General features: G+C 74.4%; 10 protein-coding genes. 1 reads left to right on the top strand and 9 read right to left on the bottom strand.

Annotated elements, in window-relative coordinates; genetic code table 11:
* Nucleotides 1-32 precede the first annotated feature (32 nt).
* The gene (locus AC3EO4_RS11725) at nt 33-875 is read right to left on the bottom strand and encodes an NAD(P)-dependent oxidoreductase (RefSeq protein ID WP_431895327.1); all 843 of its coding nucleotides are present in this window, start codon (nt 873-875) and stop codon (nt 33-35) included.
* A 53-nt stretch (nt 876-928) separates the two neighbouring features.
* On the opposite strand from AC3EO4_RS11725, the gene AC3EO4_RS11720 reads away from it, so the two are divergent.
* Nucleotides 929-3,838, top strand: a complete 2,910-nt coding sequence (locus tag AC3EO4_RS11720; protein ID WP_431895325.1) for an AfsR/SARP family transcriptional regulator — start codon at nt 929-931, stop codon at nt 3,836-3,838.
* Here the strand turns inward: AC3EO4_RS11720 and AC3EO4_RS11715 are convergent.
* The 8 genes from AC3EO4_RS11715 to AC3EO4_RS11680 form a co-directional block, all read right to left on the bottom strand.
* Complete coding sequence (locus tag AC3EO4_RS11715) at nt 3,835-5,676, bottom strand: PucR family transcriptional regulator (RefSeq protein WP_431895323.1); 1,842 nt, start codon at nt 5,674-5,676, stop codon at nt 3,835-3,837. The two genes, AC3EO4_RS11720 and AC3EO4_RS11715, sit on opposite strands and share 4 nt — an antisense overlap.
* 125 nt (nt 5,677-5,801) lie before the next feature.
* On the bottom strand, nt 5,802-6,827 hold the full coding sequence (locus tag AC3EO4_RS11710) for a DUF917 domain-containing protein (RefSeq protein ID WP_431895321.1): 1,026 nt from the start codon (nt 6,825-6,827) through the stop codon (nt 5,802-5,804).
* 132 nt (nt 6,828-6,959) lie between these two features.
* Nucleotides 6,960-8,057, bottom strand: a complete 1,098-nt coding sequence (locus AC3EO4_RS11705; protein WP_431895320.1) for a hypothetical protein — start codon at nt 8,055-8,057, stop codon at nt 6,960-6,962.
* A complete protein-coding gene (locus AC3EO4_RS11700; protein ID WP_379568361.1) occupies nt 8,054-9,361 on the bottom strand; it encodes an MFS transporter in 1,308 nt (435 codons plus the stop codon). Before AC3EO4_RS11700 ends, AC3EO4_RS11705 begins: the two co-directional genes overlap by 4 nt.
* A gap of 140 nt (nt 9,362-9,501) precedes the next feature.
* Nucleotides 9,502-9,870: a nuclear transport factor 2 family protein gene (locus AC3EO4_RS11695; protein ID WP_431895318.1), complete on the bottom strand. Its 369-nt coding sequence runs from the start codon at nt 9,868-9,870 to the stop codon at nt 9,502-9,504.
* 151 nt (nt 9,871-10,021) lie between these two features.
* Nucleotides 10,022-10,957: an NAD-dependent epimerase/dehydratase family protein gene (locus AC3EO4_RS11690; protein ID WP_431895317.1), complete on the bottom strand. Its 936-nt coding sequence runs from the start codon at nt 10,955-10,957 to the stop codon at nt 10,022-10,024.
* Nucleotides 10,954-11,346, bottom strand: a complete 393-nt coding sequence (locus AC3EO4_RS11685; RefSeq protein ID WP_379568367.1) for a hypothetical protein — start codon at nt 11,344-11,346, stop codon at nt 10,954-10,956. Before AC3EO4_RS11685 ends, AC3EO4_RS11690 begins: the two co-directional genes overlap by 4 nt.
* A gap of 129 nt (nt 11,347-11,475) precedes the next feature.
* A complete protein-coding gene (locus AC3EO4_RS11680; RefSeq protein ID WP_379568369.1) occupies nt 11,476-12,171 on the bottom strand; it encodes a polysaccharide deacetylase family protein in 696 nt (231 codons plus the stop codon).
* Nucleotides 12,172-12,256: the final 85 nt, after the last annotated feature.

The raw sequence follows: 12,256 nt of genomic DNA, 5'->3' as shown, positions 1-12,256 counted from the left end.
CGCGCGGATACCGGCGCGGCGGGGGTCACCCCCTACTCCTTGATCATCTCTACCAGCCTGGTGAGGCTGTCGCCGCCGTGCCCCGCCGCCACCGCCCTGTCGATCAGCCGCTGGATCGGCAGCAGCACGTCGGGCCGCAGTCCCAGCTCCTCACTGGCCTCGACGAAGTTGGGGAAGGCGACCTGGTTCATCGCCAGCGAGGACACCTCGGTCGCGTAGTCGCCTGACACGACCTCACCGGCCGCCTCCGGTGCGCCCGCCATCATGGCCGACAGCCACGCCGTCAGCATCGGCGCGAACTCCCGCACGTCACCTCCCGCCGCGCGCACCATCGCGAACGCGTGGTATATGCCGCCGTACATGCCGTACATGCCGCTGAGCAGCGCCAGGTCGTACAGCGCGGCGGCGCCCGCGTCCTCGCCCATGAACCGCGCCTCGGCCAGCACCTCAAGCGTCGCCCTGTGCTCGGTGAACGCCTTCTCCGAGCCGCTGTAGAGCACCAGCGCGCCGGGGCCCGCGATCATCTGCGGCACCGCCATGATCCCGCCGTCGACGTACCCGCCGCCCAGCTCGGCCACCAGGGCCGCCACCTCGCGCGCCTGGGAGGGCGTGCCGTTGGTCAGGTTCACCAGCACCTTCCCCTCCAGGGAGCCCGCCTGCTCCACCACCTGGCGTACCGCGTCGTTGTTCACCACGCACACCACCACGAGGGGGGAGGCCGCGACCGCCGCCGCGACGTCCGCCGCGTGCCGCGCGCCCTCCACCTTCTTGCCCGCCGTACGGTTCCACACCGTCGTCAGGTGTCCCGCGCGCACGAAGGCGCCCGCGAGCGCCTTCCCCATCAGGCCGAGCCCGATCACCGTCACTGAAGTCATGCCACCACCCTGCGGCGACGCCCTCTCGATCCGCTCTCGATACGGTGTCGACCATGCGCTTCGCGATCCTCGGCCCCGTGGAGGTCCACACCGACGACGGCACGCCCGTCCGTGTCCGCGAGCGCAAGGTCCGCACCCTTCTGGCCGTCCTGCTGGTCCACGAGGGCAGGGTCGTGCCCGCCGACCGCCTCATCGACGACCTGTGGGGCGAAGGGCCGCCCGCCGACGCCCACGCCGCGCTGCAGACCAAGGTGTGGCACCTGCGCCGAGCCCTCGACGGCGCCGAGCCAGGCGCCCGCGACCTCGTCGTCTCCCAGGCACCCGGCTACGTGCTGCACGCCGCCGGCCTCGACGCCTCCAGGTTCCGCGCGCTGGTCGCCGAAGGCCGTCTCGACGAGGCCCTCGCCCTGTGGCGGGGGCCTGCGCTCGCCGACTTCGCCGACGCGCCCTTCGCCGCGGCCGCCGTCGCCCACCTGGAGGAGCTGCGCCTCACCGCGATCGAGGACCAGGCCGAGCAGCGCCTCGCCCTCGGCGGGCACGTGGACCTGGCCGCCCTCGTCGCCGGCCATCCGCTGCGCGAGCGGCTGCGCGCCCTCCACATGCGGGCCCTGTACGGCGCGGGCCGTCAGAGCGAGGCCTTGGACGTCTACGCCCATGGCCGCGCCCTGCTGGCAGACGAGCTCGGCCTCGATCCAGGCCGGGAGCTGACTGCGCTCCACGAGGCCATCCTGCGCCAGGATCCCTCGCTCGACCCGCCGCGCCCGCATCTGCCCGAGGCGCTGACCGGGCTGGTCGGCCGGGAGGCGGCCCTCCGTCATGTCCGCGCGAGCCTGGAGAAGGTCAGGCTCGTCACGCTCACGGGGCCCGGCGGCGTCGGCAAGACCCGTCTGGCCGTCGAGGCGGCACGCGGCCACCCTGGCGCCCACCTGGTCGAGCTCGCCGACAGCGACGACCCCGCCCAAGCCGTCATCGAGGCGCTCGGCCTGCGCGACGAGAGCGATCTGGCCGCCGCGCTCCGCGCCCGGCGAACCTCGCTGCTCGTCCTGGACAACTGCGAGCACCTCATCGAGCCGACCGCCGCCCTCACGGCCGCGTTGCTGCGCGGCGTGCCGGGCCTGCGCGTCCTGGCCACCAGCAGGGAGCCGCTAGCCATCCCCGGCGAGCACGCCTACGCCGTCCCGCCGCTCGACGACGGGGCGGCCACCCTGCTCCTGACCACGCTCGCCCCCGGCCTGGCGGCGGATGAGGCCGCCGCCCTCGTCCCCAGGCTCGACGGCATCCCGCTGGCCATCGAGCTGGCGGCCACCCGGGCGCGGACCCTCGGGATCCACGCTCTGGCCGAACGCCTCGACCAGCACCTGCTCTCGGCCGAGCAGCGCGGCACCCCCTCGCGGCAGCGCACCCTCCGTGCCGTCATCGACTGGAGCTGGGACCTGCTCACCGGGCCGGAACGCACCGTGCTGCGCCGCATCGCCGTACACGCCGACGGGTGCACGTTCGACGCGGCCGCGCACACCTGCGCGGCGCCGGACATCGACCTGGCCGACACGCTGGCCCGGCTCGTGGACCGCTCGCTGCTGACGCCGGGCCCGCGCCACCGGCTCCTGGGGACGGTCAAGACCTACTGTCTCGAACGCCTGGACGAGGCGGGCGAGCTCGCCGCCACCAGGGGGCGTCACGCGGCCTACTACACCGCGCTCGCCGAAACGGCCGACCCTCACCTGCGCGGCCCCGACCAGCGAGCGTGGCTGGCCACCCTCGACGCCGAGGCGGCCAACCTGCGCGCCGCGCTCGAGCACGCGCCCGCCGCCCTCGCCCACCGGCTCGTCGACGCGCTCGCCTGGTACTGGTTCCTGCGCGGCCGCCTCACCGAGGCCCGCCGCCACCTCTCCCACGTCCTCGGTCAGGGCCAGGGGGCGCGCGCCGCCGCGTGGCAGGCCGCCTTCACCCTGCTGTCAGGGGAACCCGCCGACCCCGGCGCCGTGCTCGCCCTCTTCCACGACGACCCCGCCGGTCTGGCCCGCGCCCAGTGGTTCCTCGCCTTCGCCCAGCGCGGGATCGGCGACACCACCCATCTCACCGACACCGCGCTCGCGACCTTCCGCGAGCTCGGCGACCGGTGGGGCGCCGCGGCCGCGCTCAGCACCCGTGCCGCGAAGGCGCTGCTGGCCGGAGACCTCACCAGCCTCCATGACGACGCCCTGACCAGTCTCGACACCTTCCGTACGCTCGGCGACCGCTGGGGCAGGACCCGTGCGGCCGACCATCTGGCCACCCATGCCGAGATCACCGGCGACTACGCCCGCGCGACCGCGCTGCGCACCGAGGGCCTGCGGCTGGTCGAGGAGCTCGGCCTCACCAGCGAGATGTCCTGGCGCCTGTCGGGGCTGGGCCGGCTCGCCCTGCTGACCGGCGACCACGAACGCTCCCGCGCCCTCCACACCCGCGCCAAGCGGCTGGCCGCCGAGCAGGCCAACAGGCCCGCCGAGGAGTTCGCCCAGACCGGCCTCGCGCTCACCGCCCGCCGCCAGGGGCACCTCGACGAGGCCGAGGCCCACCTGCGCACCTGGCTCGACTGGATGCGCCTGCTCGACGCCAGGCCCGGCACCGCCCTCGTCATGGCCGAGCTCGGATTCGTCGCCGAGCAGCGCGGGGAGGCCGCCGCCGCCCTCGACCTTCACCTGCAGGGGCTCGCCGCGGCCCGCGCCAGCGGTGACCCGCGCGCCGTCGCGCTCGCCCTCGAAGGCCTGGCGGGCGCGCACTCGCTGGCCGGGCGGCACGAGCTGGCCGCGCGCCTGCTCGCCTCCGCCGCCGCCACCCGCCAGGCCGTCGGCGCGCCGCTGCCCGCCGCCGAGCGCGGCGACGTCGACAGGATCGGGTCCCGGATACGGCAGGCGCTGGGCGAGAGGCGGGTGGAGGCGCTGCCGCTCGACGAGGCGTTTGCCCTCGCCGAAGAGGTCTAGCCTTCCTTGATCACGTGGCAGGCCAGCTGCAGCGCCAACCGGGTGGCCCGGTCGTCCAGGTCGTAGCCCGCCTCCCTGATCCGGTCGAGACGCGCGGTCACGGTGTTGCGGTGCACGCCCAGTCGTTCGGCCGCCTTGACCGCGCCGCCCTCGCCGAGGACCGCGCCGAGCGTCTCCAGCAGCGTCCCGTCCCTGTCGACGGCCAGCAGCGGCCGGAGCACCACGCCGGCGGGAGCCCTGAGCGCGGTTGCGGGGATGGCGGCCAGCAGTTCGGCCGGGCCCATCCGGTCGGAGCGCGCGACGTCTCCCGGCGCCGCGAGGAAGGCCGCCGCCTCGGCGCCGAGCGACGAGTCCCCCATCGCCCGCAGGTGGGCGACGGGCGCGCCGACGCCCGCCGCGCACGGCCACGGCAGCGCCCGTACGGTGGCGTGGAGCCGTTCGGCCAGCCGGTCGGGTGGCAGCGGCGACCAGCCCGCCCAGCCTTCCGCCCTCCTCATGACCGGTACCTGTCCGAGGGTCGCGACGATCACCGCCCGTACCCGTTCCGCGTCGCCCGGATCCGGTGTCCGTCCCTGGGGCCTGACCATGAACGCCGACACAGGCCCGCGCACCGCCCAGCCCAGCGCCGCCGCCCGCGCCCGCGCTCCCTCCTGTGAGGCGCCGCCCGCGTCCACGGATCCGCTCTCGGAGCCGAGCCGTCCCGCAGAGGCGGGACGCCCTTCGGAAGCAGGGCGCCCTTCGGAAGCGGGGCGCCCCTCGGAAGTGAGGCGTCCCTCCGAGGCGAGGCGTCCCTGTGAGGCGGGTCCCTCAGAAGCGGGGCGGCGTCCCTCCGTGCCCATGTCCTCTTCCGCGCCCGCCCGAACGGCCGGCGCGCCGACACGGGCCGCACCGCCGGACGGCCCCTCCCCCTCTCCTCCGGCCTCGCGGCCACTGGCCGTGACGGCTCGGCCCAGCGTGGCGGGCGCCGTGGGGGGACGGCCCTCGCCCAGGTCCTGCCCCTCGCCCAGGCCCCGCTCTGCTCCCAAGTCCAGCTCTGCGCCCAGGCTCTGTCCCTCGGCCTCGGTCGCGGCCTCGGCGAGCAGGCGGTCGGCCAGGGCGGACTGGAGGGCGAAGTCGCAGGACGCCGCGAGCCGTTCGGCCGCCGCCCACGCCACCAGCGGGGCGACGGCCAGGCCGAGCACCGTCCGCACCACCGCGGGCCATCCGGCCGACCTCGCTGGGCCGCTCGCCACCAGCCTGCCCAGCGCCATCCCGTCAGGTCCAGGAACCTCCACTTCGACGGGCCACGGCGGCGAAGCGCCGGGCGACAGTGCGGCCGCCCGCCCTGCCAGCCGCACGCCGTACTGGTCGACGAAGGCCGCCGACGTGCCTGGCAGCTCGGCGTTGAGCACTCCCAGCACCCGCCGCGCCGAGGCCCCGGCCTCGACGAGCCTGCTCGCGCAGCGCGCGACGAGCTGGGTGCGCGCGGCCGAGGGACGGGCCGCGGCCGACGCCACCTCCACGGCCGTCACCAGCGGATCGGCGTCCACGAAGATCAAGGTGACGCCCAGGCGCTCGGCCAGCACCGCGCTTGAGCCCATGCCGCCCCCCGTGCCCGCCCCCGCCGCGGGCGCGATCACGCACGCCGCCGCCTGCTCCCACGCCCGCCGCATCGCCATCTCCACCGCCCAGCCGCCACCGGCGGCCTGGCCGATCAGCACCACGGCCGTGTGCGGGGCCACCGCGGAGAACACCGACAGGTCGTCGACGATGCGCACGTGGTGGACGGGGAGCTCGCCGGTGCCGTACATCCGCGCGCCGGCCAGCGGCCCCCCGTTGACCAGTTCGGCCACCGTCACCGGCGCCTCCCAGCCCTGCGCCCCGCTCCCCCGTGCGCCGCTCGTCTGGGCCCCGCTCCCGCGTGCGCCGCCCCCCGGTGTGCCGCTCCCCTGGGCGCCGCCTCCTGGTGCGCCGCTCCCCCGGGTCACAGCGGGACCCCGAACGCGTGCAGGCCGCCCAGCGCGCGGCCCTCGTCGGTGTGCCAGGCAGGGGCGGCGGGCAGCACCAGCACCTCGACCCTCATCCCCGGCCGTGCCTTGTCCACGTCGACCACCACCCCGTCGTCGGAAGAGATCATGCAGATCTGGTCGGGCGCCATGGCGACCGCGGCCCCGTCGGCCAGCGCGAGCACGATCTCGTTGTGCGCCTCCAGCCGTACCCGCCTGCCGAGCCCCCCGCTCTCCTCCACCACGATGCTCGACGGCACCGACGGCATCGCCAGGTCGGCGCCGTGCCCGCTGCTGCTCTCGACGGCGACGATCCGCCCCTCGCACAACCGCCGCACGCCGTACGGCGCGGCGGCCGACCGCGGCGCGCCCGGCCGTCCCGCCGCCATCAGCATCGACACGGTGCCCGGCACCAGGACCCGCGCGAGGTCGGCGGCCCGCATCGGGTAGCAGGCGGCCAGGCCCCACCCGCCGAACGACAGCGCCACGGGCCGCAGGGTCTCCTCCACCCTGTCGGGCGCCGTCTCGATCAGCACCAGTTCTCCCCCTGGCCCCGCCAGCGCCAGCGGGGTGGAGCTGATGCCGCCGAGGGTGTAGGTGGTCTGCTCCACGAGCGGGAACACCCTGCCCGTCCCGTCGCCGTCGACCAGCGGCAGGCCGAGCGTGGCCGCGGTGATCAGCGAGAGGAGCGCGTTCTCGGCGGCCAGGTTCAGCGCGACGATCGCGCCCGCGCGCGTGCCGAGCCTGCGTTCCAGCGCCTGGACGGCTCTGGCGGGCTCGCCGCCGCCCGGAAGCTGCTCGCCTAGGGCCGTCGTGGAGCCGACCAGGGTGACCGCGACGCACAGACTGTCCGGCGGGAGATCGGTGGCCGCCGGGAGCAGCACCGGTGTGTCGAGGACGGCCTCGGCCCAGTCGGCCGCCAGGTGGAAGGAGGACTCGGCCGCCCCGGTGGCGAACAGCCTCGATCCTGCGGCGAGCGCCGGCAGTTCGTCCCGCCCGATCACGCGCCCGATCATGCCCTCCCCCCGATCACGCCCGCCTCCGCAGCGGGAGATCTGCCGCCGGGCCGCGTGGGGCGAGGCCTGCCGGAAGGCGGCGGGGCGGCGCCACCGGGACGCGGACTCCGGGCGGGGTGGTCATGGGGTGGTTCCCGTGGCGGTGACGCGTACCCGGTACAGGCCGTCGGGCAGGTAGGACAGGGGGTTGACCGTCATCTCCCCGACGCGGGCCGAGCCCGGGACGGCCCCCGCGCTCACCACCCGCGTCAGCGCCTCGTCGCGCGCGTCGCCCAGTTCCCTGTCCAGCTCGGCCCTGCCTCTCGCCTGCACGATGCGTTCGACCCCGGCCATCGGGTCCGCCAGCGTCGCGCCGAAGGCCACCGCGGCGCGGAGGCGATCCGCGTCCTGGTGCGGGGTCCCGGGGCCGGCCCCGCCTCGGACGGCGGCGGCGGTGGCGCCGGCTGCGCACACCAGCGGGTACCGGCGGAAGTAGTGAGCCGACACGAGTCCCTCGCCGGTCCGCGCGAAGTACACGGGGATGCAGGGAAGCCACGCGGCCAGGGCGTCGGCCACCCGCTCCGCCTCGGGCCGCAGCGACGCGTTGAGTATCGCCTCGCCCTCCCGCTCGCGCAGTCCCGGCCTGCCGAACTCGTAGGACAGGGTGATGCGCGCTCCTGGCACCTCGGCGGCCACGAGGTCGGCGACCGCCAGCTCGTGGTCGGCCAGCACGGGCGAGCCGGTCGCGGTCACCGCGAAGTCCACCAGGCCGCAGGCGGCGGCGAAGGTCCGGACGGCGTCGGCGTCGAGAGCGGCCAGGGGGCGGCCGGTGAGGCTGTGCCCGCCGCGCACGATCACGGCCGCTCCCCGGGGATGGGCGACGTGGGGGGCGAGCACGGGCGGGCACGGCGCTCCCACCCTGATCGCGGCCACCGGCGCGGTCGGCAGGGAGTCCAGGTCCATCGCCACGCAGGCCGCGCGGATCTCCCCTGGCCCTCCGGCCGCGCCGGGCCCGAGGCCGTCCGGCAGGGCGCACTCGAGCGTGTCCTGGGCCCAGGGAAGCGCCGTGCCCGCCGCGGCGGGCATGGCGGGAAGTGCGGGCGCGGGGGGCACGGCGGGCACGGCGGGAAGTGAGGGCATGGCAGGCACGGCGGGCACGGACCACGAGGACGTCGGGACGCCGTCGCGGACGGCCACGACGGTGGTCGCGAGCCGTCCGGGAGCGACGCCGAGGATCATTCCAGCTCGCGCCCCTCGGTCTCCGGAAGCGGCACCGCGAGCAGGGCCGTGACCACCATGAACGCGTTGATCACCAGCATCGTCGCGGTGAACCCCGTCGCGTTGGCCAGCAGCGCGCCCACGGCCGAGGGCGCCAGCGTCGTGGCCACCAGCTGCGAGGCCGTCGCCCACGAGTAGCCGGTGCCGCGCAGCGCGGTCGGGTAGAACTCGCCGTTCCAGGTGTTCCAGACGCCCCACGCGCCCAGGCTGAAGAACGACAGGACGAAGTTGCCCGCGTACAGCTCGAAGGTGGAGTCGGCGAGCGCGAACCACAGGCCGCCGAGCGCCGCCGCCACGACGTACACGAGGAAGACCTTCTTGCGCCCGAACCGGCCGGTCAGCAGCGACGCGCTGACGTAGCCCGGGATCATCATCAGCGCGCTCAGCGCGGCGAACCCGAGGGAGGCGTCGAGCGTGAGGCCCTTCTCCTGCAGCAGCGACGGCAGCCAGGTCTGCAGGCCCCAGTAGCCCCAGTTGAAGGCGAAGTTCAGCAGGAGCATCACCACGGTGATCTTCGTCAGCCTGCCGCGCAGCAGGTCGAGCGGGTTGCCCACGCGCCGGGTCGCGACGGTGAAGGTGGCGTCGGCGTCGGGGCTGCCCAGCGTGCGCAGCACCTGGCGGGCCTCGTCCTGGCGGCCGCGGGCGGCCAGCCAGTACGGCGACTCCGGCACCCACGCCCTGATGGCGAACGCCCACAGCCCCGCCGCCGCGCTGGCGATGACGACGACGTGCCAGCCGAGGTCGCCGAACGCCACGGAGGCGCCGATGGCGGCGAGCATGCCGATGGGCCACCCGATCGACAGGTAGACCGCCGCCCTGCCTCGGCTCCTGGTGGGCAGCAGCTCGAGGAAGTAGGGGAAGGTGATGGTGTAGACGCCCGCCAGGGCCAGCCCCGAGGCGACGCGGAGGGTGACGAGCGTGGCCATGTCCGGTGCGAAGGCCGAGCCGAGGGCGATCACTCCGTAGGCCAGCAGCGACCAGAAGCAGGCGGGTTTGCGGCCGATGCGGTCGGCGACGGGCCCCCAGACGAGCGCGCCGGGGATCATGCCGAAGGCCACCGCCGAGAGGACCACGCCGACGCCCGCCTGGCCGATGCCGAGGTCCTCACCCAGGTCGCCGGAGACGTAGATGAGCGACAGCTGCTCCCACGACTCGATCACGAAGGCGATGAACAGGGCCAGGGCGATGAGCACGTGCCGGCGGGTGAACGGCATGCGGTCGAACGCCGCCCCGATGGGCAGGGTTCTGGAGTCGGTGGCGGTCATGGGTACTCCTCGGAGGAGGGGGGCGCTGCTGGGATATGGCGCACCCTAGGACCGCCCCCTCTCTCACCTCGTGTGCACGACGCCCATGTGGGGCGGGACCGCCTGTGCACCTTGCCCTGATATTTCAGGATACGCCCAGGTCAGAGGCCGTTCTCATGGACGTGCACGATGAGCCATTCACCGTCGAAGCGCCGCAGCACGGTCGTGGTCCGCACGATCTCGGGCTCGCCCGTGACGTAGTCGACGCGCAGAAGGTAGCGGGCCAGCGCGGCGTCGCCCCATACGTCCACGACCTCGTCGTAGGCCGTCACGCCCGTCTCCTGCGGGCCGTCGGTCGGCCTGGCGTCGCGCACCTTGTCCAGCTGGGCCCTGCTGGTGATCAGGTCGGGCGCCGCGGAGTCGAAGATCGTGGCCTCGGGGTGCAGCAGGCGGTCGATGCCCGCCCTGTCGCCTCTGGCGTAGGCGTCGTACATGCCGGTCACAACCGCCCACACTGCCTGGCGTGTCATCGTTGCCCTCTCATTCGTGCTCAATGTTCGGTCGACCCAGTCACTTTAGAACGCTCTGTCGGTACCGCCGACCGCGCGGGCCTGATGACCGGGGCCATGACGGGCACCGCCCCGATCGTCCGCACGGTCGAGCGGGCGGGCACGCCGCTGTTCAGGTGAGCGCTTCGCGCAGGCCCTTCAGCCCCTCGTGATGGGAGGGGAAGGCGGGATGCCAGCCGAGCTCCCTCTTGGCCTTGTCGTTGGACAGCCTGATGCGCGTCGACACCATGAGCGCGTACAGGTAGGGCAGGGCGGCCAGCAGGCGGGCGGGCACCGTGAGCGGCGAGGGCGCGCCCACCGCCGCCGCGACGGCCCCGACGTAGTCGGCGAAGGTCACCGGCTGGTCGTCGACGATGTTGTACGCCTGGCCGGGCCGCCCCCTGTCGAGCGCGGCGACGGCCGCCGCGGCGGCGTCGTGGATGTGGACGAGCGCGACGGTGCCGGACGGACGCGGCACCGGCAGGGCTCGCCGCCGGGTGAGGGCCGCCAGCTTCAGCGTCGACGGCTCGGGTCCGTAGAACATGCCGTAGCGCAGCGCGACGCCCTCGATGCCGGGAGTGCCGAACGCCTGCTCCTCGTTGGCGCGCATCGAGCGCATGTGCCGGTCGAACGCCCGGTGCCCGGTCGGGCAGGCGAACGGCCGGTCCTCGGTCAGCGGCAGGCTTCCGTGGTCGCGGTAGCCGTACCCGAGGAAGAACGACTGGGTGACGAAGCGGCGGGCGCCCAGGAGGGCGGCGGCGCGCAGCAGGTTGGCCGTGCCACGCTCGCGCAGCGCGTCGGTCGCGTACAGGTCGCGGTGGAACAGCGGCGGGCCGGTGATCGCGGTCGCCTGGTGGATCACCGCGTCGGCCGTGTGCCCTTCGAGCGCGGCCAGCAGCCCGCCGGCGTCCATCATGTCGGCCCTCACCGGCTCGGCGCCCTCCGCGCTCAGCCGCGCGGCGCCGCGCTCCGACCTGGTCAGCCCGAGCACCTCGTGGCCCGCCTGTCGAAGGAGCGGCACCAGCGCGCTCCCGACCGTGCCGGTGGCGCCGGCCAGCAGCACCCTCACGCAGCCTCCTCCGCCCTCGTCCCGCCGGTGCGGCGCAGCCGCAGCCACAGACCCGCGGCCGCCACCACCGAGATGGCCAGCAGCGTCCACGGGTCGGACGCGTTGCCGCCCATGGCCAGGTCGAGGGCGTGGTTGACGGCGTGGAAGGTGTTGGTGAACACGAACCCGGCCAGCACCAGCGCGACGACGTCACGCCACCACAGCGCGCAGAGCATCATCACGCCGATGCCGAGCTGGAACACGCCCGCGTCGTGCAGGAAGTGCTCGTGGTTGGGCCAGTTGGTGAAGCGGGCGAAGCTCGCCGGGTCGAGCCTGGCCCATCCGCCCGCGGCCAGCATGGGTAGCGCCGCCAGTACGACGGCGGCCTTGACAAGGGGTTGGGTACGCACGCGCGCCTGTCCTCTCTCCCGATTCTCGCAACAGGGACGGGACAACGGCCGGCCCCTGTGACATCAGGAGGGTGTGACGTGGCGCACATGACACGGGGTGATCACCTACGTGACCCCGGTCGGCAGGGATCAGCCGCACCAGAGGCGGTGGAAGACGTAGCCACGCTCCTTCAGCGTCTTGATGATCTTCGGGAGGGCGGCCACGGTCTGCCTCCTGTCTCCGCCTCCGTCGTGCAGCAGCACGATGCCGCCCGGCTCGACCTGCTTCAGCGTTCGCTTGGCGATCGCCTTCGCGCCCGGCCTCGCCCAGTCGCGCGGGTCCACCGTCCACAGCCGCACCCTCTTGCCCAGCGCCGCCGCCCGCTTGCGGACGCTCTTGTCCACCGCCCCGTACGGCGGGCGCAGGCACTGCGGCGCGTAGCCGGTCTGCTTCCTGATCTCGGCGTCGGTGTTGAGCACCTGCCGCTTGAAGGCGGGCCACGACAGCCCGCGCATGTCGGGGTGCGACCAGGAGTGGTTCTGGACGCTGTGGCCCTGCTCGAACACCCTCCTGGTCAGCGCCCTGTGCTGCCTGATGTTGGCGCCGAGCTGGAAGAACGTGGCGTGCACGCCGTGCGCGCGCAGGATGTCCAGCACCTGGCCGGTGTACTCCGACGGCCCGTCGTCGAAGGTGAGGTAGACCACCTTCGGCTCCGGCCCCGCGGCCTTCGGTTCGGCGTGCGCGGACGGTACCGCGCCCGGACCCGCCACCATCACCGTGACCGCCATCGCCGTGGCCACCATCGCCGTGGCCATGCCCGGACCCAGCGCACGCCAGCCCACCATCGCTCCCCCTTGCCCCCACGTCCTTTTCCGGCTTATCCATCCTCTCGCACATAAAGGGGGTTAATGATCTCTATTGAGGCATTAG

Source organism: Nonomuraea sp. bgisy101 (assembly GCF_057708945.1).
The sequence above is the reverse complement of the archived record's forward strand: the minus strand, read 5'-3'. Positions and strand labels throughout refer to the sequence as shown.

Coding starts and splice junctions, on each gene's coding strand:
- AC3EO4_RS11720 (WP_431895325.1), top strand. CDS start 929: ATGCGCTTCGCGATCCTCGGCCCCGTGGAGGTCCACACCGACGACGGC.
- AC3EO4_RS11680 (WP_379568369.1), bottom strand. CDS start 12,171: ATGGTGGGCTGGCGTGCGCTGGGTCCGGGCATGGCCACGGCGATGGTG.
- AC3EO4_RS11695 (WP_431895318.1), bottom strand. CDS start 9,870: ATGACACGCCAGGCAGTGTGGGCGGTTGTGACCGGCATGTACGACGCC.
- AC3EO4_RS11700 (WP_379568361.1), bottom strand. CDS start 9,361: ATGACCGCCACCGACTCCAGAACCCTGCCCATCGGGGCGGCGTTCGAC.
- AC3EO4_RS11705 (WP_431895320.1), bottom strand. CDS start 8,057: ATGATCCTCGGCGTCGCTCCCGGACGGCTCGCGACCACCGTCGTGGCC.
- AC3EO4_RS11725 (WP_431895327.1), bottom strand. CDS start 875: ATGACTTCAGTGACGGTGATCGGGCTCGGCCTGATGGGGAAGGCGCTC.